This is a genomic window from Bacillus sp. RC252 (assembly GCF_044909215.1).
Classification (GTDB): domain Bacteria; phylum Bacillota; class Bacilli; order Bacillales; family Bacillaceae_G; genus Bacillus_A; species Bacillus_A mycoides.
Genome location: NZ_JBIYDV010000002.1, coordinates 150,525 through 175,616, shown reverse-complemented (window position 1 = coordinate 175,616; position 25,092 = coordinate 150,525). Strand labels below are relative to the sequence as shown.

Below are 25,092 nucleotides of genomic sequence, written 5' to 3'. Positions count from 1 at the left end.
TGTAATATATGGAGCAATTAAAAAAACAAGTTTGTGATTATATTGAGGGTCATGAAGAAGAGAGTGTAAAATTTTTAACACGATTAATTCAAGAAAAGAGCGTATCTGGTGATGAAAGTGGTGCGCAGGCAATTGTTATTGAAAAGTTGCGTGAGTTAGGTCTAAATCTTGATATTTGGGAGCCTGCTTTTAATGAAATGAAAGATCACCCTTATTTCGTATCACCTCGTATAAGTTTTACAGATAGCCCGAACATTGTAGCGACTTTAAAAGGAAGTGGCGAAGGGAAATCTATGATTTTAAACGGGCATATTGATGTCGTGCCAGAAGGGGATGTAAATCAGTGGGACCATCATCCATATAGTGGAGAGAAAATAGGAAACCGCATATATGGACGTGGAACAACAGATATGAAAGGCGGCAATGTCTCACTTATGCTTGCGATGGAAGCGATTATTGAATCTGGTATTGAACTAAAAGGTGATATACATTTTCAAAGTGTAATAGAAGAAGAGAGCGGTGGGGCAGGAACATTAGCCACTATTTTACGAGGATATAAGGCAGATGGCGTTATTATTCCTGAGCCGACGAATATGAAGTTTTTTCCGAAACAACAAGGATCAATGTGGTTTCGTCTACATATAAAAGGAAAAGCAGCACACGGTGGTACACGTTATGAAGGAGTAAGTGCAATTGAAAAAAGTATGTTTGTTGTAGAGCATTTGAGAAAATTAGAAGAGAAGAGAAATGGTCGAATTACAGATCCGTTATTTAAGGGGATTCCGATTCCAATTCCAATTAACGTTGGGAAAATTGAAGGGGGAAGCTGGCCAAGTTCTGTTCCCGATTCATTAATTTTAGAAGGAAGATGTGGTATTGCGCCGAATGAGACTATAGAGGCAGCAAAAGAAGAGTTTGAGGGCTGGATTGGTGAATTAAAAGATGTGGATAGTTGGTTTGTAAAAAATCCTGTAGAAGTAGAATGGTTTGGGGCTAGATGGGTTCCTGGTGAACTAGAAGAAAATCATCCACTTATTACAACGCTTCAACATAACTTTGTTGAAATCGAAGGGAACGAGCCGATTATAGAAGCTTCGCCATGGGGAACAGATGGAGGTTTGTTCACACAAATCGCTAACGTACCCACGATAGTATTTGGTCCAGGAGAGACGAAAGTAGCACACTATCCAAACGAATATATAGAAGTTGATAAAATGATTGCTGCCGCAAAAATAATTGCATGTACATTACTAGATTGGTGTGAGGTGAAAAAATGAAATACTATGAATCTTTTAGTGAACAGACAAAGCATTATACAGTAGAAGGGGTTTTAGATTATTTTAATAAACGTATTAGAGTTGATCACTATACAGGAAATGTTGAAAGCATCATACAAACAATCGATGAATTAGCAAAGAAACATTCTTTCACTAAATGTATTATTAAAGGAAAGGGAGAGCATGTTTCAACATGGCTCTCTTTCGGTTTCTTACTGGAAGCAACGATACCTCATTATTTTCAAGGGCACGATGCGCACTTCTTCGTGAAATATCATAATGATGAAAGACGAAATAGTATTCATTGGACTGAGGAAGATACTATTTTAAGTGGTGTAAAAGAAAAAGAAGTGAAAGAAAAAATAGTCCCAGAGGAATTTGTGTTAAGAAAAGCGACAGAAGGGGATGCGGAAGAATTAGCAATTGTCTTTGGAAAAGTATTTGAAGTTTATCCGACACCTTTAAATGATGGGAATTATGTAAAGCAGACGATGAAGGAAGATGATACAATTTACTATGTTTATGAATTCGAGGGGGAAATTATTAGTACAGCATCTGCTGAAATGAACGTGAAAGAAGGTAATGCAGAATTAACGAATTGTGCTACATTACCTGAATATCGAAAACATGGTTTCATGAAAAGTCTGTTAATTAAATTGGAGGAAGAGCTCCAAGAAAAATCTATTTTTTGTTCTTATACAATTGCTCGCTCGCTATCTTTCGGTATGAATGCAGCCTTTCATCAATTAGGCTATACATATACGGGAAGGCTTGCGAATAATTGCTACATTTTTGATAAGTTGGAAGATATGAATATATGGGTGAAAGATTTATCCAGCTATTCGAAAGCAGTAAGACTCCCGCCTCAAAATTCGGCTGTAAAGCAAAGAAGTTAGGTGGGAGTCGGGTTAATAATCAGTGGGGTGAATAAAGCCCCACTGATTAAAGTGTCACTTAACCATAAATAAGCAATAAAAATATATACACATTTCATCAAAATAGTAGAACGGAATCGTCATGCTTATAATCGCACAGAGGGTGCCGAAAATTCGGCGATGAATTTGCTGGATTTTCGGCAAAAGGGGGGATGACATTGCTAGCAGTTTCGACACAGGAAGTCATTGAAGCGATTTTGGGCAGTATAGATGAGGCCATACATGCAGTAGATGAAAATGGGATTACAATCTTTTATAATACAGTTGCTGCAAAACATGATGGATCTAAAATTGAAAATGTGCTAGGAAAGCATTTATTAGAAGCATTCCCGTCATTATCCAGAGAAACAAGTACGTTGATGAACGTATTAGATACAAAAAAATCAATCGTACACCAAGTTCAACATTACCAAAATTTAAATGGGGAAGACGTTTGTACGGTCAATACAACGTTACCTATTTTAATAGATGGAAATATTGCTGGTGCTGTAGAAATTGCGAAAGATTATTCTACTATTCAAAAGCTTACTGATACGATTGTAGATCTACAATCGAAAATAAAACGATCGACTAGCAAAAAAACGGTGAAAAAGCATGTTGCATTCGAGACAATTGTAACTGATGATTCCCGCTTTAAACAGACGAAAGAGTTAGCACAAAAAGTAGCGCCAACCGATGCGAATGTTTTAATATATGGTGAAACTGGAACGGGGAAAGAGCTATTTGTGCAAGCGATTCATGAAGCTTCTAAACGAAAAAATAAGCCGTTTATTGCACAAAACTGTGCAGCTTTGCCAGAGTCGCTATTAGAAAGTTTGCTGTTTGGCACGACAAAAGGTAGTTATACAGGGGCAATCGAACGAGCAGGATTATTTGAACTTGTAGATGGAGGGACATTATTTTTAGATGAACTGAATTCAATGCCGCTTGATTTACAAGCAAAAATGCTACGTGTATTAGAAGATGGAGTTATTCGTCGCATTGGTGATAATAAGACGAGAAAAGTAGATGTTCGCGTTATTACTGCAATGAATCAGCCTCCAGAAGTATGTTTAAGAGAAAATAAAATTCGCACTGATTTATACTATCGATTAAATGTGTTTTCATTATATATCCCGCCGCTTCGCGAAAGAACTGAGGATGTACTGTTATTAGCGTCTTACTTTTTGAAAGAATATAATAAAAGTTATAAAAAAGGTGTACTTCAAATTGATAAGGAAGCGAAAGAAAGATTACAAGCTTATCAATGGCCTGGAAATGTTCGTGAGTTAAAGCATACGATTGAACATGCCGTCATTATTACAGAAGGGAATTCGTTAACAGCAAATTGCTTGCCAAGAACATTTCGGAAAGAGAAAATTCAGGAGAAGAAAAGTATATTACCACTTAGGGAAGCTCTACATCAAACGGAAAAAGAATTAATAGATCAAGCGTTAATTGAAACGGAAGGTAATATTTTGCAAGCAGCAAAAATGTTAGGTATTCCGCGTCAAACGCTTCAATATAAACTGAGCAAGTACGACAAAACCGCCGAATAATCGGCGGTTTTGTGTGTTTGCACCAATAAAAGAGCGTTTACATATATAACAAGTAATGAATATGATAGTAAATAGCGTTTTAGTACAGCACTTAAAAATATTTATTCTCTTATATAATAGGGTATTTCTCGCATTTACTTATCAAGAATATGAAGTTGGCATAATTATTGCTTATATAAAGGATGAGCGTATAAAAAGGGGGAATAGCAATGTTACATGATGTATACAAACCAAATCGTCACTGGAAGGATATTGAATTATGGAAAGATGTTACAGAAGAACAATGGAATGATTGGGTTTGGCAATTAACGAATACGATCAAAACTTTAGATGATTTAAAGAAAGTAATTAACTTAACACCTGACGAAGAAGAAGGCGTTAAAATTTCAACGAAAACGATCCCGTTAAACATTACACCGTACTATGCTTGGCTAATGAATCCTGATGACCCACGCTGTCCGATTCGGATGCAATCAGTACCGATTTCGGAAGAGTTATATAAAACAAAATATGATTTAGAAGATCCTCTTCATGAAGATGAAGATTCACCAGTTCCAGGATTAACTCATCGTTATCCAGACCGTGTACTATTTTTAGTAACGAATCAATGTTCTATGTATTGTCGTTACTGTACACGTCGTCGTTTTAGTGGACAAATTGGAATGGGCGTACCGAAAAAGCAATTAGATGATGCGATTGCTTATATTAGTGAAACACCACAAGTACGTGACGTTTTAATTTCTGGCGGTGATGGACTTCTAATTAATGATAAAATTTTAGAATATGTATTAAAGAATTTACGAGCAATCCCGCATGTCGAGATTATTCGTATCGGAACGAGAGCACCAGTTGTATTCCCGCAGCGTATTACAGAAAACCTGTGTAACATTATTAAAAAATACCATCCAGTATGGTTAAATACGCATTTTAACACTTCTATTGAGATTACAGAAGAATCGAAACTAGCATGTGAAATGCTTGCAAATGCAGGTGTTCCAATTGGAAACCAAGCTGTAATTTTAGCTGGAATTAATGACAGCGTTCCAATTATGAAAAAACTTATGCATGATTTAGTGAAAATTCGTGTTCGTCCATATTACATTTATCAATGTGATTTATCAGAAGGTATCGGTCATTTCCGTGCACCAGTTTCGAAAGGTCTTGAAATTATTGAAGGCTTACGTGGACATACGTCTGGTTATGCAGTACCAACTTTCGTTGTCGATGCACCGGGCGGAGGCGGAAAAATTGCGCTTCAGCCAAACTATTTAATTTCACAAAGTGCGGATAAAGTTGTTCTTCGTAACTTTGAAGGGGTTATTACAACGTATCCAGAACCAGAAAACTATATCCCAGGAAGAGCAGAAGGCTACTTTAAAGAAATTTATCCGACTTATGAAGAAAAACGTTCTGATATCGGCGTTGCAGGATTGATGAGTGATAAGAAATTTAATCTTGTTCCAGATGATTTACAACGTATGAATCGCCGCAAAGATTATGAAGTCAATGAAACGCATGCTTCTTTAAAAGATAAACGTGATAAGCGTGATCAATTAAAAGATAAAAAATATCAAGCACAAATAGCAAAGTTAGATGATGATAAAAAAAATGAGGGTGACGTAGTATGAATTGTATGTGGTGTGACAGTACAGAAGCGAAAGAAAGCTTGAATACTGTATATTGGGAATTACCAGATGGTACGAAAGCCATTGAAATCCAAGAGACACCATGTATTACTTGTTCCTCATGTGGAATGGACTATCAAGCAGACCATACTGTAAAAGAAATTGAAGATCAGTTGTTTTTAATTTATACGAAAGATTTACCAAAACAACTAACATACGAAGAGTTGATGGGAAGACCACGTTTATTAAAAAGGAATTATTTCGACTTCTAACCAGCTTTTATGCTGGTTTTTTTCTTTTTTGCCTTGTATAATGTACCCAAGTTAGAAAGGTAGGGAATATTTTTGAAAAAGACATTTTACCATTATATGATGAAGCACCGTGCAGCTTTATTTAAAAATGAAATATCAGATTTAGCAGAGGCGATGTATGATGATTTAAGTTTTCCGAAGCAATCTGAAGACTATGATGTAATTAGTTCATACTTAGAGTTAAGTGGAATGCTAGAAAGTATGTCTATATTTGATGATGCATGGGATTTATATATACAAGAGAGATAACGATATGAAGTTTTAGGGAAATGAAAGCATAATGAATACATTACTTTGAAAGAAGTGAAGTATTCATTATGCTTTTTTATTTACAATACGTCTTGCTGTTAGAACATAAATGAAAAGTGAAAGCTAGTTTAAATACTAGCTTTTTTAAGTTATATACAAATTCTACTTTTTTATTGAAAAAATTTATGAATATAAGCTTATGTGATAAGCGTTTTTATGTAGGTTGCATATACTGTTATCAAAATCACGACGTTTAAAAAAGGAGAGATATTGATGGCAAGGAAAAAACAACCTAAATATAACGTAGGAGACATAGTCGTGATTACGCTATATGGAACCGTTGGGAAAGTTACAAATATGAAAGTTTTAGATGGAGTTTACGTATACGAAGTAAATAATCACGATGGATTTTATGTAGAACAAACTTTACAGCATGTTACAGAGCAGGAAATGAAAAAGGGCGACACAGAGTGGATTGAATTAAATTATAACTTTACTTTTGGTGATCTCGTGCAAGTAACTGGATATGATAAAGATGTTTTTCGTATTGTTGGTTTTCGTACAGAAGTATGGAGATATAAAAATGATGCATGGGAAGATACTATATATGAATTGTCACGAATTACTGATGGTGAATGGTTAGAAGCTGATGAATCAGATTTAACATTACTTGCCAATGCACAAACGGCAAATGCAATTTTGAAGAAAATGAAACAAGATAAAGCTGGTATGAATAAATTGGATTTAGGAAAATTGAAGTCGATTAACAATTCGAAAAAAGTAAGTGTAAAGACGAATCGCCAAGAAATTATTGATGGGTTATTAGATATTTATAATGATTATCATTTATTATTCGATACATTTAAAGATGAAGAATATAAAATTGTTATGGATGTTGTTCAAAATTATTTAGTTAAATTGACAGAGAAAAAATAGTTAACTAGAAAGAGAGAATAAATTGAACAACAACATATGCAGTATAAGGTATGCCTACAATTATTAAAAAAATAAAAAGCCATTTAATAAGAGAGTCTGCCCATTGATCTTCATGCATGAACTCTTCTTTTGTTTGCCCTACTTCTTGATCTACTTCATATTGGTATTCCATTATTATTTCCCCCTTTGGATAGCTTGTACTAACATCGTATGCCCTTTACCTACATGATATGACTTATAAAAAAAGAAAAACTATTTTTCTAATCTCATATACATAATTTTGAGATTTTTTCATAAAACAGAAATAAAGGAGTGATGCTCATGAAGGAAATTGAAGTCGTAATTGACACGGAAGAGATTGCGGAGTTTTTTTATGAGCGACTAATTGAAAGAGGGTACGTTCCAAAAAGAGAAGAAATTGAGGACCTGGCAGATATTACATTTGAGTATTTATTAGAGAAATGCATGATTGATGAAGTTTTTGATGAAGAGGAAGATTGAAAGTAACGGCGGGCTTAACTCGTCGTTTTTTACTCTTTACAAACTTGTCACAAATATAGACAAGAATTGTTGGTATAATTAAAAGAAAATTTTATACAAGAGGTGAAGGGATGTTCAAAAAAATTATTGATTCTTTATTAGGAAAGAAAAAACATCGTTCGTATTCAAGTAGTGATTATCGTCATAGAGGGCGCTCATATTCAAGTAGCGATAATAAACGACGTTCATCTGGTTATGGGCATCAGCATTATAAAAGAAAACGTAAAAGCCGTAGTTTCTTTTCAAGTAGCTGATGAAATGGCGTCGTATACTAGCTTTATTTGATAGACCACTGCGAAAAAATACAATCGTTGCAGAGCGTTATAAGATTGAATCAGTAATTGGAATGGGCAGTTATGGGGTTACATATATCGTTAATGATTTGCAAATAAATAAATATAAAGTCTTAAAACAATTAAGGCAAAGTAAACAAAGATATGAGTCTGGTAGAAAATCATTTGAGCAAGAGAAAGTGATTTTACAAACATTAAATCATGCGTCAATTCCTAACCTACATGATCATTTCATATGGGAGAAAAAGAACTTTTTGGTGATGGAGTATATGCCGGGGGAAAATTTCGAAGATTGTATTTTCTTAGATGGCCAAGTATATGATGAACGTGAAGTTTTTGGAATTTTATATGAAGTACTAGGAATTGTTTCGTATTTTCATAGTAAAGGTATCATTCACCGAGATTTACGTATTCCAAACATATTAATGAAAGAAAATCAGATTAGTATTATTGATTTTGGATTGGCTAAATTGAAAGGTGAGGGTGATGAGCGTGCTATAACTTATGAAGGTGAACAAGCTTTGATGCGAGAAGTTCACTTTCGTAGCGATTTTTATGCGCTCGGTCATTTCGTATTATTTTTATTGTATGCTAGTTATGAATCGACTGAAAAAAAGGAAAAACCTTGGTATGAAGAGTTAGCGCTGGAAGAATATAATCGCGACATGCTAATGCGAATGTTACAAATGAAAGCGCCCTACTATGAAAATGTACAAGATTTGAAAAAAGATGTAGCTTACGCTTTAGAAAGGATGGAGACTTCATGTTTCAAAAGTTTTTAGCAAGCGTTGGTATTGGTAGTGCAAAAGTAGATACCGTTCTTGAAAAAGATGAGTATATAGTTGGAGAAGAGATAGTAGGGAAGGTTCATATAACTGGAGGTTCAGTTAACCAAGAAATTGAAAGCATTTACTTGACATTGTCGACGTCATATGTAAGAGAAGTGGATGATAAAAAAGTAACGGCAACGTATGATTTGGAGCGAGTTCGTTTAACAGATCCATTTTCTGTAGAGCCAAATGAAAAAGTGGAAATTCCATTTTCGTTTTTAATGCCAATTGAAGTACCACTAACACTTGGAATGAAAACGGTTTGGGTTCATACAGGCCTTGATATTAAACTTAGTATTGATCCAAGTGACCGTGATTATATTCAAGTGTTGCCGAATGCACTATTGAACAGTGTATTAAATAGTGTAAATCAATTAGGTTTTAAAGCGCGTCATGTAGAATGCGAAGAATTACCGTATCGATTACGTAAGCAAGTTCCATTCGCGCAAGAATTTGAGTTTATTCCAGTCTCCGGAGAGTATTATGGGAAATTAGATGAATTAGAATTATTAATTTTGCCAAGTGCCCACGACCGATTAGAAATTATTATGGAAGTAGATAGAAAATCACGTGGATTGGCTGGTTTATTCGCAGAAGCGCTTGATCTTGATGAGAAGGTTATTCGCTTTACAGTAACAAACGAAGATATTCCAACGATGCAGCAAAAAATTAACAATAATATTTTTTAATAAACTATGCATAAAAAAGAAATGGGGAGGAAAACTAAAACAACCGCTCCATTTTTTTGCATAGTGAGGTTATGTATGTGAAACGATACCGACATTTATACTTGTTAAGTTGTACACTACTCATTTGTTTTGTCGCACTATCACTTTCGTATCATACCGCTTGTATTGAAAAATTTGATAATGTAGTCGCACACTTTATTCAAAGTTTCCGAAACGAGTATTTGACAACCTATTTTACTTGGGTGTCCTTTATCGGTTCAAAAAGAATATATTTCCCGTTACTCATTATACTTGTAATGTATTTTCTTCTTAGAAAAAAAATATTAAGTGCATTACTTCTAACAATTAATTATTACGGATCACGTTATTTGAACAGTATGCTCAAACTATGGTATGAACGAGCACGACCTGATGTGACGCAGCTTGTTACAGCAACTGGATATAGCTTTCCGAGCGGTCATACGATGAATGCTACTGCTTTTTTAGGATTTATTGCATACGTCACAATTACAGAAGATCGTATTTCATTGCATAAAAAGTTGCTGATTATTTTTATAGCAAGCTTCGTTGTATTATCTATTTCAGTTAGCCGAATTTATCTTGGCGTGCACTATCCATCTGACATATTAGCCGGATGGGCAGCGGGAGGTAGCTGGCTCGTTTTATGTGTTATATTTCATAAGGCGTTCATTAAAAAAGAACCTATGTCATAATAGGTTCTTTTTGCATGGGCTCCACATGAATATGAGCATGGTAAATTCCGAATTTCTTTCGAAGCATATCTTCAATATTGTCAGTAATACAATGGCTTTCTCTAACATCTATTCGAGCATCTACTTCAATTGTAATATCTACATACGTTTGATTCCCATACATACGAGCGCGAATATCTACAATATGTTCTACACCTGAAATATGCCCGATAGCATCAGCGTATTCATCCATTTTTTCAGGATCAATTCCATCTGTTAGCATATGAGAAGCTTCTACGAAAATTTCCCACGCGGTCTTACAAATAATAAGACCGACAAGTAAAGCAGCAATAGGGTCCAAAATAGGCATTTGGAACTGTGCTCCGACTATACCTACTACTGTACCAATACTTACAAGAGCATCTGATAAATTATCTTTTGCAGCAGCCTCTAATGATTTACTTTTTGTTCGTATTGCAATCTTTTTCGTATACTTGTATACACCGTACATAACGACAGCAGAAAATAAAGCCACCCATGCAGCAAGTACATTAGGTGCTGCTTGTTTCGGATTGAAAAACGATTGAATTGCACTAATAACAACTTCTAATCCGACCGTTGCCATAATAAAGGAAGCAACAAGTGATGCGATTTGTTCTGCACGCGAATGCCCATATGGATGATCTGGGTCACGAGGCTTACGAGAAATTTTCAGGCCAATTAATATTGCTAAAGAAGCACCAATATCCGTTAAGTTATTCAAACCGTCAGCACGTAATGCGCTAGAGAGGGTAATATAACTGATGATGATTTTCATAGAGGATAAAAATATGTAGGCTATAATGCTGACAATAGCACCTTTATCAGCTTCTTTATGAGAAAGAGAATCCATTTTAATCACTCGCCTTTCTACAAGGAATTTCTTTCTATACATAGAGTATCAAACGAAACTCGTGTGAGTCTATACAAACATTGTTGACGTTTTATAGCTTTTTAAGAAGGGGATAACAAAGTTTCGTTAAGGAAAAATATGTTGAAAAGTACAAAGTAGAAATTTATCCCGCTATTTGAGGGCAGTAAGACCCCCACCTCAAAATTCAGTTGGAGCAAAGAAGTTAGGTGGGAGTCGGGCTGCCCGTAAACGCCCGATTGGTGAAGGCTAATAATCAGTGGGGGATGAACAAAACCCCCACTGATTATTAGCCTTCACTTTATTAAACAAGTAATGATGATTATTGAAAATGGAAAGAGGGCGAGAATAACGATTCTCAAAAATTTTTTCATATATATTTTTCGCAAAATGACTCTTTGTAATTCCTCGTGTGAGTAATATATAAGAAATGATAACAAAATTCTTCAATAAGAAGAGGAGAAAGCATTATAATATTCACTTTCCAGAAAGAGACAAAGGTAAAGAACAATTTGAAAACGAAAAAACCTCTGATGATTTTTCAGAGGTTTTTCGTTTCTTAGTATGCTTCTAAAAACTCAGTAACTTGCTCTTCCGTTTTTGCATTTGCACTATGTAAGTGACCTAACTTTTCGCCATTTTGATATACAAGTAGGCTTGGAATACCCATTACTTGATACTCTTCAGCAATACTTGGGAACTCATCTTTATTAATAGAATACCATTCAAATTTATTGAACTCTTCCATTACATCTCCGATAAAGTTGTCCATACGCACGCAATCTGGGCACCATGTAGTAAAGAACTTAACAACTACTGGCTCCTCGCTTGCGATGATGTCTTTGAATTCTTGTTCAGCTTTGATTTCTTTCATGTTTGTTTCTCCTTTTTCACTTATAATATTTGGGGTTATTTAGGCGGTGTTTTTGCCTAGAAACGAAAACTTCTAACAAAAGTTTTTCTTTCCGAATAATTCGTTTGCAAATTGATCCACCGCAGTTTCCTGAAGTCCTGGTACAATATGTGAGTAGGTGTCCAAGGTGATACCTACTTTTTTATGTCCTAATCGTTCACTCACAATCTTCGGATGTATACCTTGCTTTAACATAATCCTCAAATCATGGAACCGAATATCGGGAACCTCACTTTTCTTTATAAGCTTTTTCCAGAGCTGTGTCAAACTTCTGAAACGGCAGACCAAATCGTAGTCATTATAGCTTTCATCATATCGCTCTTTTTCCTCAGAGATTTTTTGCAGATGGTCATTTAGTGCCATTAAAGTAATGGCAGGTAAAATCAGCAATCTCTTTCCATTGTAGACCTAAGATTTCACCTTTACGCATTCCACATGTAATAGCAAGAAGATAAGCGATATAATAACGGTTTTCTTTTGCATGTTCTAAAAAACGCCCACCCTGCATTGTTTATGAGGAACAAGAAGGTGAGCTTCAATTAAATGAAACTGATAGGATTTGTGAAAATTGTGCCCAAATTATGCATGGAAAAGGTATTGAAAGAGATGGATAGTACCCTTTACACCTTATTCCATATATAAAAAAGCTGGTTAGCTTCTGATTCAAGCGCTATTAAATGATCATTATTAATAGAGTTATTCGTATACATTCTGTTCTTTTGGATGTTAAGAACCGTATAATTCACATCGTTATGTTCATCTGAAAATGTTGATTCATTTAATAATGTCAGTGTTGAGTTGATGTTGTATTTATCAATTCGCTCTTTTTTTCCTTTGAAATATAGTTTGATAAGATGCGGCTCATCATTAATGAGCAAACCGAGTTCAGGTGATGAGCGGACGATTAAATTATCTGATATCCAATGTGATTTTCCTGGATCGAACCAAGAGACGTCGTTGTTTTTAATAAATTTTTTGTACTGCTTTATGACATCGATATAGTTTTGCTTTTTCTTTTGATCAACCGTTTGCACTAATGTTTCGAAACATTCAAAAGGTAGTTCATTTTGATGAAATTTAATAACAGTGTCTCGTAATTGTTTCCAGTAATCAAAAGCTGGTTGGTATTCAGGTTGAGATTTTAGATTTTTTACAAAGTTTGTTTTAGCTGCACTACTTTTCAGTGTGAAGTCTAAAAATTGTGTAAGTCCTACTTTAATTTCTGCCATGTTACACCCCCTTTCCAAACATTACTAATTCGATAATGGAAAGGGAAATCCTGCATTTTTTAAGAAGGTGAGCTAGATGCTAGAAAACCAGATGTCCATGCACAATGGCTACGGCAAAGCTGATCCGCAAGAACAAGAGGGAATTATTACAACTTCTATCGATATCGAAAAGTTACAAGATGTCATAAGTCGAGCGGTAGTGATTTTGCAGGAGTGTCCAGAAGATGCTGAACTTGATGATTTAAATGGGAGCATTAATGAAGCGTTGGAATTGTTACAAAAGTATTTGGGGCAATAAAAAAGGACGAGCAGTCGTACCTGCTGTCCTTTATAGAAGGAAAATTATTCTGGACTAGAACTACGAATAACCAGAAAACGCGCTTTTAACCAGTGTTGTCAAATATGTAATAATCTATGCAACATAAAAGCTTAGTCGGAATTCAAAACACCAAAATGGCTTGCGTTGGTAAACAGGCTCAAAAGTAGTATATGCAAAATGAAAAATTCCATACAAAAAGCAGACAACAATTTTGGTTGTCTGCCTGTGAGTTGAATGAGTTAGCTAATTGTGATAAATTGCTTTCCCATTACAAGAAGAGTGAAGCTGCTAGTTCAAACAGCTTGTAGGTAGTATTTTCGATATCTAAAAAAATATACAGAGAAAGCAGATAGGTGAAGAACCTGCCTGCTTACTACTGTAACAAAAGAAAGAAGTACTAGCCGTGGATACCACGGCTTGAAAATAGTATGTATTTTTATTTAAAAAATATTCAAGGGGTGAAGAAACATGGAGTGTTTGATAAATGGTGTCTATGAAATAGATAATGATTTTTTTGGTCCAATAAACTTTGCTAATGTTGTAGCTGTTTCATCCATAATTCAATTGAGTGCAGGGGATTTAGTCGAAATTTTTGCACAAAGTAGCGTAGCTGGAGTTATTAGTAATGTAGAAGATAGTACGCATTTTGAAGCTGCAAGATTCCCGTCTCCAAAAGTATAAGTGGTATGAAACCTTGTAAGTAATTTAATATCAGGACATTCCAAAATTTATACTCATCCTGTACAAGAACGGATAATTTATTTGTAAGTGCATGAAGTATTTTAACGGTGTACAAGCTGTTTTGAAAGTGCTGGATAAATGAACTATGTACTGTTAAATAGTGTCTGATGATTGTAAACGAAACAGTCGAAGAAGAGTAGCGGTGTATGCAAAAAGAAATGCATGATGTTTAGGTAAAGAAAGCTTACTAGTTAGGGGATGTTACCGATTTAGTTTATGAAAAAAGGCCCTGTTGTCTCCAACAGGGCCTTTCCTAAAATGGCAAAGAGTAACTCTTACCTTACTCCTTGTCCATAGAATACACAAAAATTATACGTTTGTACAGGTCAATAATTTGCAATAATAATATTTGAATATAATGCTTACAGGTAATTCTGAAGGATGAAAAAGTATTTGTTATAGAGTAAGTGTTGATTTTAAAGTGTTTTTAAGAGAATGTTTACAACTCAACGACAATAAAGGAATATTGAAATAATAAAATATGAAATATTGCATATCTCACTTAACAATATAATCTATTCAATAATAATAAAATCGTACAGAGGAGTTTTTTCTGAAAATCCGAGTTGATGAAACTAGATAATTTGTATTACTGATTTAACCAGAATATTACATGAGTGCTTTGTTTTTAAAAGTTATACTTTCTCTTCGCTCTGCCTTATGGTGGAGCATTTTTATTTTTGTAATCGCAATAACCTGTCCAAACTTTCCAAGTCTAGCATACATATTATGCAGTAGTAGATTAGAAAGGAGCACTATATATGTCTTGTTATTACTACTGTAAGAATTGTGAGAGTTACCAAAAGAAAAATCATGATTGCTGTAAAAAAAGAAGTGATTATTATAATAAGTGCGGTAAAAGATGTGATGACTGTCCTTGCGATCATAAGGAGAATAACCTTGTAAGAGCATCTGCTTTTAGAGCTGTAAATACAGTTAATCAAAACCTTCCAGCTAATACTTTTGTTAAAGTATTATTTCAAAATGAACAATTTGATTTAGCGAACGAATATAACCCAGCAACATCAGATTTTACTCCGAAGACTAGAGGAGTTTATTCCGTAATTGGGACGATTGGTTTCTTTCCGAACGATACAAATTTAAATTATAGAGCGCGTGTAGAAGTTCGAGTGAATGGAAATGCGGCAATTGCTATAGATAACGACTTTTTTGGTCCAATAAATTTCGGTAATGTCGTAAGTGTTTCAACGATACTTCAATTACATGCAGGTGATATTGTCGAGATTTTTGCACAAAGTAGTATAGATGGGGTTATTAGTAGTACAGAAGACGGTTCTCATTTTGAGGCTGCAAGATTCCCATCTCCAATTGTATAAATATTAAAAAGGAAAAAATTTTATTAACTCTGCTTTTCGGTGGAGTTTTTTAATTTCATAATAGCAATAGCTCGTCCAAACTTTTTAAATTTATTTTGCATAGTATACAACAATAGATTTAGAAAGGAGATATAAATATGTCTTATTATTATTGTAAGCATTGCAATGGCTATAAAAAGACAAAGCATACTTGTTGTAAGAAGAGTACAGATTATTACGATAAGTGTTGTGATAATGAGAAAGATAAACTTGTAAGGGCATCTGCTTTTAGAGCGGTTAGTACAGTAGATCAAAATGTCACTGCAAATACTTTTGTTAAAGTATTATTCCAAAATGAACAGTTTGATTTAGCGAATGAATATAATCCAGTAACATCAGATTTTATTCCGAAGACTAGAGGGGTTTATTCTATTATTGGTACAATCAGCTTTGCACCTAATGATAGTAATACGAATTATAGAGCGCGTGTAGAAATTCGGGTGAATGATAATCCAGCTATAGCGATAGATAATGACTTTTTTGGTCCACCCAATTTTGCAAATGTCGTAGCTGTTTCAACAATACTTCAATTACATGCAGGAGATGTAGTTGAAATTTTTGCTGAGAGTGATGTAGATGGACTGATTATACAAAATGATCCAGGATTTATTAGTACGCATTTTGAAGCTGCAAGATTCCCATCTCCAATAAAATAAAAGACATGTTTGTGATTTATGGACTATTTTTTTTAAAAAAGGCTCTACCTTATGGTAGGGCCTTTTAGTTAAAGGTGTTAAATTGGTAATATATTAAAATAAGTTCATAAACACTTGATAAGCAACACCTAGAGTTAATATGATAGCTAATAGTTTTGCTACCCATCTCGGTGCATTTAAATTTAGTAAAAGGGAATGGCATATACTAAATGTAATGCCGAGTGTTAAAAGAATTGCGATAAGATATAAAATTAATAGGAATAAAGGTTGCTCTATGGAGCCGAAGTCAAATTTGGATGGATTCATGTAATATGTGCCTCGTTTTTTATTAATATATTAATGAAATAATGAAGAATACAAGGAATTGGAAGAGTAATGCAATAAATACTATAAAAGTAAATTTGAAGTTATGGATGGAGTAGATAAAATAATCTTTGAAAGACTATTCAAAGCCAACATTTGTTTAAGTTTAATATACAAGAACGAACGTTCTTGGTATACTGGAAAATAAAAAAGGTGCGTTTACATGACAAATTTTAGTAATATAATTGAAAAACTAGATGAAATGATTTACAAACCTAATAATCTATTAATTACTAAACGAAAAGAAGAAAAGCAAAATTCAGAATATGCAGGAGGGGTATTCCAGCTAAATAATAGAAGCATCCGATTTAGGGTATCAAAAATTACGCCTAATAAGATTGGACAATTTGTTTCTTTTTGGGAGAAGAATGCCTCCACGAGCAATCAGGCATTTTCTTATGATTCAGCTCCTAACCTTTTAGTTATCACTTGTATAGCGGATAATAAACTAGGACAATTTATTTTTCCAAAAGAGATTCTTCTAAAAGAAAAAATATTAAAAACTCAAAATCAAAAAGGGAAAATGGCTATGAGGGTTTACCCTATTTGGGATAAACCTATTAGTAATCAAGCTAAGAAGAGTCAATTGTGGCAACTTCATTATTTTGTCGATTTAAGTGATACTGAAAATGTAGCTACAGATAAATTATTAAATTTATATTCATAGCACATAATAAGAAAAAAATGAAATATTCAATGTTCGTTCAGATGATATTTGGAAATATTAACAGGGTAAGCCGTTAAGTAAAGAATAAAAAAGGAGCATACAAATAAAGTATGCTCAAAAAAAGATAGGTTTTATGAGTGGAGAATCTCCATACGATAATATATGCGCATTTCATTAATATGTGTAAAATATCAATAAAATATCAACAGAATATCAATTAATGAGTTATTTTAGTTTTTTAATGAAGTCATGTTTTGTGAAATGAAAAAGAGCCGTTTCTTTTGAAAGATGCGGCTCTTTTTATTATTTTGTTATCGTACTGTTCGAAATGATAAATCATAAAATTATACGATTAACAATTTGATAATGATCGGACTTCAGTTATATATTTCTTGAAGTCTGGATATTGAGATACAGTTTGGCAGGTAGGGGTGAGTAGTTGATTAATTAAAGATACATTTGTAATTACTTCGTTACAAGGACCATAGAATGTAACTTTTAGCTTTGAATTCGGGGGAACTTTGAATACGATAGGGATTTTTTTCATTAAATAAACTCCTTACATAACAGAGGTTATATGTTTATTTCCTTTTAATTAGGAAGACATATTAATATAATATGTAATTTTTATTGTAGTTGATTATTACATATACTGTATGAGTTGATGTAATTTCTATTACGTATCAAAATAGTGTTGTGAAAAAATATATATCATGTTTATAAAAAGCTTAAAAACAGACTAATATGAGGGAATAAGCGTTAATTAACTTGTCTCTATATAATAAATTGTAAAAAGGCAGCTTTTTTTAGCTGCCTTTTTACAGGGAGATTGAAAAATCTTGGAGGTCATTCATGAGTATAAGCAAAAATTGCTTATATGTAGTATGTACATTATTTATAGTTTTATCTCAATATTTAGTATGAAATAAACGCAAGTTTATCGTTTACAAATGAAAAAAAGAAGGACTTATTTATTATGGATAAAAAGAAATTATTTAGTTTTAAAAAATGATGAAAATATATTTATTTGTCTTATAGAAGCTTGCTATTAGGCGTATGGGTCTAGCAATAAAACAAGCTTTGAATAAGATAATAAAAAGGAGTTGATTAGTAATGGGTTATATTGTAGATATTTCGAAATGGAATGGAAATATTAATTGGGATATTGCAGCGTCTCAGCTAGATTTAGTTATTGCTAGAGTTCAAGATGGTTCGAATACGGTCGATTTTATGTATCAAGGTTATGTGAAAGAAATGAAGAAACGTAGTATCCCATTTGGGAATTATGCATTTTGCCGTTTTATATCTATTTCAGATGCAAAAAAAGAAGCGCAAGATTTTTGGAATCGTGGCGATAAAAACGCTAAATTTTGGGTGGCAGATGTAGAAGTTCAAACAATGGTAGATATGCAAGGCGGGACTCAAGCATTTATTGATGAATTACGCCGATTAGGTGCAAAAAAAATTGGTTTATATGTAGGACATCACACGTATGTATCATTTGGAGCTCGCAATATTGATGCTGATTTTATTTGGATTCCTCGTTATGGAGGGAATAAACCAGCATATCCTTGTGATATTTGGCAATATACTGATTCAGGAAATGTTCCTGGTATTGGAAAATGTGATTTGAATCAATTAATTGGGAATAAAAATCTTTCTTGGTTTATAGGTTCAAATCAAACAAATCAATCTAGTATTGGAGACAGTAAGCAACCAAATGGAATTGGTATTGCAGTTTCAAAATATGATGATGGATACGGAATTAATTTATATGAAAATCCTGCGAATCCGCAATTTATAGGAAGACTTACGAAAAAAATCCCATATTTAATCTATAAAGGTTATTGGGGAGGTGGCGAAAAAGATATGATTTGTTTAGGTGGTGAACAACAGTGGGCTAAGTTAGAACATTTTAATGTACAATGGTTTTATGCATATTCAAAGTACACACCTGGATATGAAATTAGAACGTACGATGGGCCAAACGGGAATGATACAGGTGCGGTCGATGGGAAGGTCCCTTATCGTATTTGGAATCGTCAAGATGGATATATAGATATAGGTGGGAACAAATGGATCAAAGAAGAACATGTGCAGATTAAATAAAAAAGTCGGCTTTATGCCGGCTTTTTTATTTAATAAAGCTTGTCTCTGGCATGAAGAGAAATACTTGCAGAAAACACATTGATTTCACAATAGCGCTGTATAGTTCCTAATATACATTTATCAAAGTGAGGTATTTGAATTGAAAAAGAAAAAGCTATTTATGGGAACTATTATTGCATGTGTGGCGCTAACATTGTCTGCGTGTGGTTCCTCAGAAAATGTTGCAACATCAAAAGTAGGAAACGTGACAGAGAAAGAGTTAAGTAAAGAATTAAGGCAAACATATGGAAAAAGTACTTTATCTCAAATGATGTTAAATAAGGCATTGCTAGATAAATATAAAGTTTCAGATGAAGAAGCTAAAAAACAAGTAGAAGCAGCGAAGGAACAAATGGGTGACAAGTTTAAAGTTGCTTTAGAGCAAGTAGGATTAAAGAATGAAGATGAATTAAAAGAGAGAATGAAGCCAGAAATTGCACTTGAGAAAGCGATTAGAGCGACTGTCACAGATAAAGATGTGAAAGATAACCATAAACCTGAAATGAAGGTAAGTCACATTTTAGTGAAAGATGAAAAAACTGCGAAAGAAGTAAAAGAGAAAATAAATAATGGTGAAGATTTTACTGCTTTAGCGAAACAGTATTCGGAAGATACTGGTTCAAAGGAACAGGGCGGAGAAATAGCTGGTTTTGCTCCTGGTCAAACTGTGAAAGAGTTTGAGGAAGCTGCGTATAAATTAGATGCAGGACAAGTAAGTGAGCCAATAAAAACATCTTATGGTTATCATATAATAAAAGTGACGGATAAAAAAGAATTGAAACCATTTGATGAAGTAAAAGATACGATTCGAAAAGATTTAGAACAACAAAGACTGCAAGATGCGACAGGTAAATGGAAACAACAAGTAATCAATGATCTATTGAAAGAAGCAGATATTAAAGTAACAGATAAAGAATTTAAAGATACATTTAAATTCTTAGATGAGAAATAAGGTTTAGAAGAAAAACAGAGATTTAGCATAATGCTATATTTCTGTTTTTTTGTTTTCAATAGAAAAGGGAACTCATATAGAGTTCCCTTTTCGCGTTAGTGTGTGAGTTATAAATAAATAGTAAGACAATACAATATTACATTTAAATATTAAGAATTACAATAGAAAATTTTGGTGTAAATAAAAAGGAATTAGCAATTACTTCGCAAAATGTTGAAATGATAATGTTTTAGTTAATTAATTTTGTTAAATATAAACTAAATATATTTTCTTAGAAATTGAATAGAGGACATAATTTAAAGATATGAATAAATTTCATAGGTTAAAGTTGCATATTGTTTGAAAAATTTACATGTTGCACTTCCATAAGAACGTTCGTTCGTGTATAATTAGAACAAACGTTCTTTCGAAGTGGAGATTTCAACAAATTCATAAATAGTTTTGAATTGGAAAGCTACGCTACATATAAATAAGAGATGGATAAAGTGTATTTAGAAGTGAAATTTCTATTCTTATGAATGGATAGATGTAGAAAATTGAGGAGTAAAGAAAATGAATTATGTAAAGGTACAGGAAAAAGGAAGAGAGTGGGTTCCGTTTACAGTAATGTCGGAGCAATTATTAAGTATGAAAAAAATTATTGGAGAGAAATTAAAAGTCCAAAGACCGCTAATAACAAATGAAGCGAAAGACAGCATTTCAGACAAATTATTAACTTCATTATTGTCTGAAGAAGAGATGTTAGTGACATATTTTGAAGAAGGATACATACTTACGAGTTATATGACAGTGGTTCATATAAATCCAATTCAACAAATTGTAAAATGTACAGATGCATTTTATAAAACATATATATTTTCTGCAATGGACATAATTGATGTAACCTAAAAGAAGCTGAATTTTGAAGTTTAGCTTCTTTAATTTATCCAGCTATTTGCGGACAATTAGATTTACACCTCAAAATTCGGCTGTGAGTCAGGCTATCTGTAAAAACCTAATTTTTTGAAGAGGTGAAGAACTAAATGAAAAAGCAGCTAGATGCAAGCTAGCTGCTTAGTCCCAGGGAAAGGGAGAAAAAGATTGGCACTCAAAAAATCGACGATAGCTGTGTATCAGCCTGAGTATAGTATAGACAAATTTTAAAATGTTATACAAAAATGATTACAGAGCTGTTTAGGCCGTACCAACTTGGTTTTGATCTGCTAGATCAGAATCAAATGTATTAGTCGCGCTAACCCCACTAAAAGTGTTCACTACGAAACCAACGTTAGATGCGCCAGAGCCGTTATAAGCTTTCGTATTCTCTTTTGGGGAAACATTGTAGAAATCACCTAAGTTGAAAGATCCGTTACTATTTTGTACAACTAAATTCCCAACAACTGAGGGCATAATTTTCACCTACTTTATAAGTAATTGTTTGCATTACTATATGAAGGTACAGTCTAATTGGTTCATTTGACAAATATTCCGGAATAGAAAAATGTTTGAAACTTTGTTTAATCAATCGAGCAAAAAGTATGTTAAAATTAATGAAGAGCTGAATTTTAAAAAGAACAAATTTGAATAATTAATATATATGGAATTAAAGGGGGCGAAATGTAATGGATAATGTTATAAAAACAGTGGATTTAACAGATGCAGAATCAAGTAAACTTGTTGCTTTTATTTATAGTAATGATGTCACATTGATCGAAAAAGCATTTTGTCCTAATGAAATAAAATTAAATTTTAATGAAATAGCAATTTTATCGGCAATTAAAACCGCATATATTACGAAAGTATCTATAAGGAAAGAACTTGAAGCGATTTTTCACGATACAGGTGTTTTATTAGTAAAGCAAAATGTTGAAAGGAATAGTATTCAATCTATAACAATGCATTTTGAGCAATTTAAAAAGTTGCAAAATGAGATTGAGAATTTAAATAAAAGTATGTTATAAGACTAGGTGGAAATTCTTTGATAGAGGTGGGATCTGTTAAGTTGAAAAAGTGGATTGAAAAGTATTTGGATAAATCGAACCGTAAACATAAATATACTTTCATTAAGGTGTAACCTATATTTATCGATGTGAGAAATGTAGGGAAGAGAAGATACAATTTAAAAATAATAACGATACAAACAAAAAGAGTAACTATGATGGTTACTCTTTTTGTTTGTAATATGTAATATTAAAAATACTTCTAAAGTATGAAATGAATTGATACTTAAGTGAGAAGTTGAATAAGAATAAAAAGAGTAATATTAATGGAAAGGAGGAGATGAAGTTGGAGCGAAACGACATTGGGAAACTTGTAATTATTACTGGAGTAACGCAAGGATTAGGACGTGCAATGGTTGATAGGTTTCATGAATTGGGATGGAACATAGTAGGGTGTGGGCGCTCAAAAAATAAAATTGAAGAGCTTAATAAATATTACGGTGCTTCACATGATTTTCAAATAATTGATGTTTCAAATCATCACCAAGTTAGTAAATGGGCAAGTCGTATTCTTAATAAGTATAGGGCTCCCGATATGTTAATAAATAATGCATCGATTGTTAATCAAAATGCACCTCTATGGAAAGTTACCGCACAAGAATTTGAAAGTGTAATGAGTGTAAATGTGAACGGGGTAGTAAATGTCATTAGGGCGTTCGTCCCGGCGATGATAGCTAGGAAAGAAGGAATTATTATTAATATGAGCTCTAGTTGGGGAAGAGAAGGCGAGGCTGAACTTGCGCCATATTGTGCCTCGAAGTTTGCTGTTGAAGGTATCACGCAGTCAATGGCAATGGAACTACCAAATGGTATGGCAGTAGTTGCTTTAGATCCAGGTGGCAGTATTAGCACTCCAATGCTTCACTTATGTGCACCTCAATATGTAAAAGAATCTCCTACACCTGAAATGTGGTCACATAAAGCAATTCATTATATATTAAATATATCAATAGATAAAAACGGTGAGTCATTGACATGTCCGGCATACATTTATTGAGAAACTCCTTGTCAAAAAGAGCGCCTGAAAGGTGCTCTTTTGTATTATTAGTACATTATGTGATGCACAAAATTACATATGAAAAATAGAATAATGAATTAAAGGTGATATTTGTTTGTTTTGAATGTACTAGAAAATTTGAATATAGGTGATGGGAAATGAACCTACGCGATTTAGAATTGACAGGTGCCTGGTTTCAAGTAGGAGGAAATCTTATAGCAGCAATTGGAACAACTAGAGGGTTTGCAGGGGAAGAAAAGATTGAGTCGGATCTTGTTATTGTAGGGAGTTCATTACAAGCTCTCGGATATATATTACAAATTATAGCAACTAATGATGCGAAAGATGAAGATAAATGTGAGAAGCAAGAGGTAACTATAGATAATAAAAATAAAGCGCTAGCGAAAACGGGGATTGAGTTATTAGCTTTAGGTAATATTTCAAATGTAATAGGAACGTATTTTAATCTCAATGAACAAATGAAAGAAAATGATTTCCTTATAATTACTGGAAATAGTTTGCAATCAATTGGCGCTTTTTTAGGAGTAGAAGTAGCATTGAATGAGATAAATGGAATACAGTGGATTATCGTATTAGGGAATTCAATGCAAAGTTTAGGTGCGGGATTACAAGCATATGAAGGTATTAAAAATATACCAAAAGAAGAAAAGGGAAAAGAAGACATTAATATAGATAAAGAAGATCAACGTATACTAGGGCTAATAGGTATTTGGATACAGGCAATAGGTACTGTAATTTCAGCAATTGGATTAACCGAAATAGTAGAGGAACAACGATTGGAATCTAAGAAAAGGTGATGAAATACTCATTTCAATGAAGTTTGGAGTATTTCAATTTTAGAAGTAGGACAAGACGGATGTGTTAATTGTTTTTGTAGGCTTTTTCATATAGGCGTAGAATATACATATAAACGAACAGGTGAAAATAGATTGTTAACGTTAGTGAGAGGTTCCTCATTTAGTTATACTATTATATGTGATTTTTGTAATGATGAGTTCTTATATACGCTTTTAGAAATAACATGATTTCATAGGTTTGATAGTGTAGGAGATGGATGGGGAAGAATCGAAAAATAAACATTAAGGAGTTTTTCAGACATGATGTACTTATTAGCAATTCTACTTCCGCCGGTAGCTGTTTTATTTTGCGGAAAGCCGTTTCAAGCGATTATTAATTTCATTTTAACCTTAATTTTTTGGGTTCCAGGAGCGATACACGCAGTTCTTGTCGTACATGATAAAAAAGCCGACAGGCGACTTAAAAAACAAGTTCAGGCGTATGATGAAATTAATAAAAGAAATAGAAGGTAAATTGCGATTGGCATACAAAAAAGAAAGGGGATTTGATTCGCCTTTCTTTTTTGTATGCCAATCAAGTTTAAATTTTAGTATAGCGGTAAGAATTTTTAATATAAGTATTATGATAATAACTTTTAGAGTGTGCGTTTAATAAACCGGTGTAAATGCTTTCTGGCACATTAAAGAAATCATACATACCATTCTTTAGTTGAATACGTAAAATCATAGAAAAAGGATTATAGCCAACAGCAACTAATTTTTTTGAAATAACGGGAGATAGCTTCATCATTACGCAACTCCTTATTTTTCATTTTAGATGGTTTCTTGTAGAGAAGGGGATTGTCGTGTTGAAATCCTAATAATTAAAGGGGTATTATACTTATATGCAATATATTAAATTTTTGTTATACGTAATTATAAGGAAGTTCACACGAAGTACATATCGTTGTGCTATTTTTATTTCACCTTTGATTTATAAATAAGAAAATATTGACCATTTGAAAAAAAAGTATATTATTTATACGAGGTATTAAAAATCCACTTCTTACATTCTATGCTTTAAGGGGCAGTATTATTAGAAAAAATAGAAGTGAAAATAGTTTGTATAA

33 protein-coding genes and 1 pseudogene are annotated in these 25,092 nt (G+C 33.3%); 24 read left to right on the top strand and 10 right to left on the bottom strand.

Annotation, left to right across the window (positions count from 1 at the left end; genetic code table 11):
- Nucleotides 1-8: 8 nt before the first annotated feature.
- From ABH960_RS03885 to ABH960_RS03855, 7 genes are all read left to right on the top strand, one after another.
- Nucleotides 9-1,277, top strand: a complete 1,269-nt coding sequence (locus ABH960_RS03885) for a peptidase (protein WP_404442927.1) — start codon at nucleotides 9-11, stop codon at nucleotides 1,275-1,277.
- The gene (gene ablB, locus ABH960_RS03880) at nucleotides 1,274-2,173 is read left to right on the top strand and encodes a putative beta-lysine N-acetyltransferase (protein ID WP_404442924.1); all 900 of its coding nucleotides are present in this window, start codon (nucleotides 1,274-1,276) and stop codon (nucleotides 2,171-2,173) included. The genes ABH960_RS03885 and ablB overlap by 4 nt, the downstream gene beginning before the upstream one ends.
- Nucleotides 2,174-2,364: 191 nt before the next feature.
- Complete coding sequence (gene rocR, locus ABH960_RS03875; RefSeq protein ID WP_404442921.1) at nucleotides 2,365-3,750, top strand: arginine utilization transcriptional regulator RocR; 1,386 nt, start codon at nucleotides 2,365-2,367, stop codon at nucleotides 3,748-3,750.
- Between the two features lie 209 nt (nucleotides 3,751-3,959).
- Nucleotides 3,960-5,378 (top strand): lysine 2,3-aminomutase, encoded by a 1,419-nt coding sequence (gene kamA / locus ABH960_RS03870; RefSeq protein WP_002012651.1) that lies wholly within the window; start codon nucleotides 3,960-3,962, stop codon nucleotides 5,376-5,378.
- A complete protein-coding gene (locus ABH960_RS03865) occupies nucleotides 5,375-5,647 on the top strand; it encodes a YokU family protein (RefSeq protein ID WP_002085797.1) in 273 nt (90 codons plus the stop codon). Before kamA ends, ABH960_RS03865 begins: the two co-directional genes overlap by 4 nt.
- A gap of 72 nt (nucleotides 5,648-5,719) precedes the next feature.
- Nucleotides 5,720-5,935 carry a YozE family protein gene (locus ABH960_RS03860; RefSeq protein ID WP_002085796.1) on the top strand — a complete coding sequence of 72 codons (216 nt, stop codon included), beginning with the start codon at nucleotides 5,720-5,722 and terminating at the stop codon, nucleotides 5,933-5,935.
- A 273-nt stretch (nucleotides 5,936-6,208) separates the two neighbouring features.
- Nucleotides 6,209-6,871, top strand: a complete 663-nt coding sequence (locus ABH960_RS03855; RefSeq protein ID WP_002012647.1) for a hypothetical protein — start codon at nucleotides 6,209-6,211, stop codon at nucleotides 6,869-6,871.
- A gap of 4 nt (nucleotides 6,872-6,875) precedes the next feature.
- On the opposite strand, the gene ABH960_RS03850 is transcribed toward ABH960_RS03855, so the two are convergent.
- Nucleotides 6,876-7,043, bottom strand: coding sequence for a DUF3930 family protein (locus ABH960_RS03850; RefSeq protein ID WP_000456534.1), 168 nt, complete (start codon nucleotides 7,041-7,043; stop codon nucleotides 6,876-6,878).
- A gap of 149 nt (nucleotides 7,044-7,192) precedes the next feature.
- Between ABH960_RS03850 and ABH960_RS03845 the strand changes: the two genes are divergently transcribed.
- From ABH960_RS03845 to ABH960_RS03825, 5 genes are all read left to right on the top strand, one after another.
- Nucleotides 7,193-7,372: a YozD family protein gene (locus tag ABH960_RS03845; protein WP_002012644.1), complete on the top strand. Its 180-nt coding sequence runs from the start codon at nucleotides 7,193-7,195 to the stop codon at nucleotides 7,370-7,372.
- Nucleotides 7,373-7,482: 110 nt separating this feature from the next.
- Nucleotides 7,483-7,665, top strand: coding sequence for a hypothetical protein (locus tag ABH960_RS03840; RefSeq protein ID WP_002141661.1), 183 nt, complete (start codon nucleotides 7,483-7,485; stop codon nucleotides 7,663-7,665).
- Complete coding sequence (locus tag ABH960_RS03835; RefSeq protein ID WP_242308425.1) at nucleotides 7,665-8,486, top strand: serine/threonine protein kinase; 822 nt, start codon at nucleotides 7,665-7,667, stop codon at nucleotides 8,484-8,486. The genes ABH960_RS03840 and ABH960_RS03835 overlap by 1 nt, the downstream gene beginning before the upstream one ends.
- A complete protein-coding gene (locus ABH960_RS03830; RefSeq protein ID WP_404442913.1) occupies nucleotides 8,468-9,223 on the top strand; it encodes a sporulation protein in 756 nt (251 codons plus the stop codon). The genes ABH960_RS03835 and ABH960_RS03830 overlap by 19 nt, the downstream gene beginning before the upstream one ends.
- A gap of 77 nt (nucleotides 9,224-9,300) precedes the next feature.
- Nucleotides 9,301-9,936 carry a phosphatase PAP2 family protein gene (locus tag ABH960_RS03825; RefSeq protein WP_016094107.1) on the top strand — a complete coding sequence of 212 codons (636 nt, stop codon included), beginning with the start codon at nucleotides 9,301-9,303 and terminating at the stop codon, nucleotides 9,934-9,936.
- On the opposite strand, the gene ABH960_RS03820 is transcribed toward ABH960_RS03825, so the two are convergent.
- The 5 genes from ABH960_RS03820 to ABH960_RS03800 form a co-directional block, all read right to left on the bottom strand.
- Entirely contained in the window at nucleotides 9,926-10,807 is an 882-nt protein-coding gene (locus ABH960_RS03820; RefSeq protein WP_404443328.1) for a cation diffusion facilitator family transporter, read from the bottom strand. The genes ABH960_RS03825 and ABH960_RS03820 overlap by 11 nt on opposite strands.
- Nucleotides 10,808-11,384: 577 nt before the next feature.
- Nucleotides 11,385-11,699 (bottom strand): thioredoxin family protein, encoded by a 315-nt coding sequence (locus ABH960_RS03815; protein WP_002012639.1) that lies wholly within the window; start codon nucleotides 11,697-11,699, stop codon nucleotides 11,385-11,387.
- A gap of 72 nt (nucleotides 11,700-11,771) precedes the next feature.
- Nucleotides 11,772-12,128, bottom strand: coding sequence for a site-specific integrase (locus ABH960_RS03810; RefSeq protein WP_113937808.1), 357 nt, complete (start codon nucleotides 12,126-12,128; stop codon nucleotides 11,772-11,774).
- Nucleotides 12,088-12,246, bottom strand: a complete 159-nt coding sequence (locus tag ABH960_RS03805) for a site-specific integrase (RefSeq protein WP_404443348.1) — start codon at nucleotides 12,244-12,246, stop codon at nucleotides 12,088-12,090. Before ABH960_RS03805 ends, ABH960_RS03810 begins: the two co-directional genes overlap by 41 nt.
- A 112-nt stretch (nucleotides 12,247-12,358) precedes the next feature.
- Entirely contained in the window at nucleotides 12,359-12,967 is a 609-nt protein-coding gene (locus tag ABH960_RS03800; protein WP_219302191.1) for a hypothetical protein, read from the bottom strand.
- A 76-nt stretch (nucleotides 12,968-13,043) separates the two neighbouring features.
- Here ABH960_RS03800 and ABH960_RS03795 point away from each other — a divergent pair, with 76 nt between their 5' ends.
- The 4 genes and pseudogenes from ABH960_RS03795 (at nucleotide 13,044) to ABH960_RS03780 (ending at nucleotide 16,059) form a co-directional block, all read left to right on the top strand.
- The gene (locus tag ABH960_RS03795; protein WP_404442908.1) at nucleotides 13,044-13,265 is read left to right on the top strand and encodes a hypothetical protein; all 222 of its coding nucleotides are present in this window, start codon (nucleotides 13,044-13,046) and stop codon (nucleotides 13,263-13,265) included.
- Nucleotides 13,266-13,781: 516 nt separating this feature from the next.
- Nucleotides 13,782-13,967, top strand: a pseudogene (locus ABH960_RS03790) (hypothetical protein); the annotation flags it as partial.
- An 821-nt stretch (nucleotides 13,968-14,788) separates the two neighbouring features.
- Nucleotides 14,789-15,364, top strand: a complete 576-nt coding sequence (locus ABH960_RS03785) for a C1q-like domain-containing protein (RefSeq protein WP_404442905.1) — start codon at nucleotides 14,789-14,791, stop codon at nucleotides 15,362-15,364.
- 137 nt (nucleotides 15,365-15,501) lie between these two features.
- Nucleotides 15,502-16,059: a hypothetical protein gene (locus tag ABH960_RS03780; protein ID WP_002065254.1), complete on the top strand. Its 558-nt coding sequence runs from the start codon at nucleotides 15,502-15,504 to the stop codon at nucleotides 16,057-16,059.
- A gap of 93 nt (nucleotides 16,060-16,152) precedes the next feature.
- Here the strand turns inward: ABH960_RS03780 and ABH960_RS03775 are convergent, their stop codons facing one another.
- Nucleotides 16,153-16,365, bottom strand: a complete 213-nt coding sequence (locus ABH960_RS03775; RefSeq protein ID WP_404442902.1) for a hypothetical protein — start codon at nucleotides 16,363-16,365, stop codon at nucleotides 16,153-16,155.
- A gap of 220 nt (nucleotides 16,366-16,585) precedes the next feature.
- Between ABH960_RS03775 and ABH960_RS03770 the strand changes: the two genes are divergently transcribed.
- Nucleotides 16,586-17,089, top strand: a complete 504-nt coding sequence (locus ABH960_RS03770) for a MepB family protein (RefSeq protein WP_088005140.1) — start codon at nucleotides 16,586-16,588, stop codon at nucleotides 17,087-17,089.
- Between the two features lie 352 nt (nucleotides 17,090-17,441).
- On the opposite strand, the gene ABH960_RS03765 is transcribed toward ABH960_RS03770, so the two are convergent.
- On the bottom strand, nucleotides 17,442-17,636 hold the full coding sequence (locus ABH960_RS03765; protein WP_002085768.1) for a hypothetical protein: 195 nt from the start codon (nucleotides 17,634-17,636) through the stop codon (nucleotides 17,442-17,444).
- Between the two features lie 566 nt (nucleotides 17,637-18,202).
- Between ABH960_RS03765 and ABH960_RS03760 the strand changes: the two genes are divergently transcribed.
- The 3 genes from ABH960_RS03760 (at nucleotide 18,203) to ABH960_RS03750 (ending at nucleotide 21,077) form a co-directional block, all read left to right on the top strand.
- Complete coding sequence (locus ABH960_RS03760) at nucleotides 18,203-19,198, top strand: glycoside hydrolase family 25 protein (RefSeq protein ID WP_002136170.1); 996 nt, start codon at nucleotides 18,203-18,205, stop codon at nucleotides 19,196-19,198.
- Nucleotides 19,199-19,337: 139 nt separating this feature from the next.
- Complete coding sequence (locus tag ABH960_RS03755) at nucleotides 19,338-20,189, top strand: peptidylprolyl isomerase PrsA (RefSeq protein WP_002031835.1); 852 nt, start codon at nucleotides 19,338-19,340, stop codon at nucleotides 20,187-20,189.
- Between the two features lie 552 nt (nucleotides 20,190-20,741).
- Nucleotides 20,742-21,077 carry a YolD-like family protein gene (locus ABH960_RS03750; protein ID WP_113937814.1) on the top strand — a complete coding sequence of 112 codons (336 nt, stop codon included), beginning with the start codon at nucleotides 20,742-20,744 and terminating at the stop codon, nucleotides 21,075-21,077.
- A gap of 285 nt (nucleotides 21,078-21,362) precedes the next feature.
- Here the strand turns inward: ABH960_RS03750 and gerPF are convergent, their stop codons facing one another.
- A complete protein-coding gene (gerPF, locus tag ABH960_RS03745; RefSeq protein ID WP_001141569.1) occupies nucleotides 21,363-21,578 on the bottom strand; it encodes a spore germination protein GerPF in 216 nt (71 codons plus the stop codon).
- A gap of 212 nt (nucleotides 21,579-21,790) precedes the next feature.
- Between gerPF and ABH960_RS03740 the strand changes: the two genes are divergently transcribed.
- The 4 genes from ABH960_RS03740 (at nucleotide 21,791) to ABH960_RS03725 (ending at nucleotide 24,496) form a co-directional block, all read left to right on the top strand.
- Nucleotides 21,791-22,129 carry a hypothetical protein gene (locus ABH960_RS03740; protein WP_219302200.1) on the top strand — a complete coding sequence of 113 codons (339 nt, stop codon included), beginning with the start codon at nucleotides 21,791-21,793 and terminating at the stop codon, nucleotides 22,127-22,129.
- A 325-nt stretch (nucleotides 22,130-22,454) separates the two neighbouring features.
- The gene (locus ABH960_RS03735) at nucleotides 22,455-23,165 is read left to right on the top strand and encodes an SDR family oxidoreductase (protein ID WP_404442894.1); all 711 of its coding nucleotides are present in this window, start codon (nucleotides 22,455-22,457) and stop codon (nucleotides 23,163-23,165) included.
- A 158-nt stretch (nucleotides 23,166-23,323) separates the two neighbouring features.
- A complete protein-coding gene (locus ABH960_RS03730; protein WP_404442891.1) occupies nucleotides 23,324-23,983 on the top strand; it encodes a DUF6944 family repetitive protein in 660 nt (219 codons plus the stop codon).
- A 300-nt stretch (nucleotides 23,984-24,283) separates the two neighbouring features.
- Nucleotides 24,284-24,496, top strand: a complete 213-nt coding sequence (locus tag ABH960_RS03725) for a YqaE/Pmp3 family membrane protein (protein WP_002085763.1) — start codon at nucleotides 24,284-24,286, stop codon at nucleotides 24,494-24,496.
- A gap of 67 nt (nucleotides 24,497-24,563) precedes the next feature.
- Here ABH960_RS03725 and ABH960_RS03720 read toward each other — a convergent pair whose 3' ends face one another.
- Entirely contained in the window at nucleotides 24,564-24,773 is a 210-nt protein-coding gene (locus ABH960_RS03720; RefSeq protein ID WP_002085762.1) for a KTSC domain-containing protein, read from the bottom strand.
- Nucleotides 24,774-25,092: the final 319 nt, after the last annotated feature.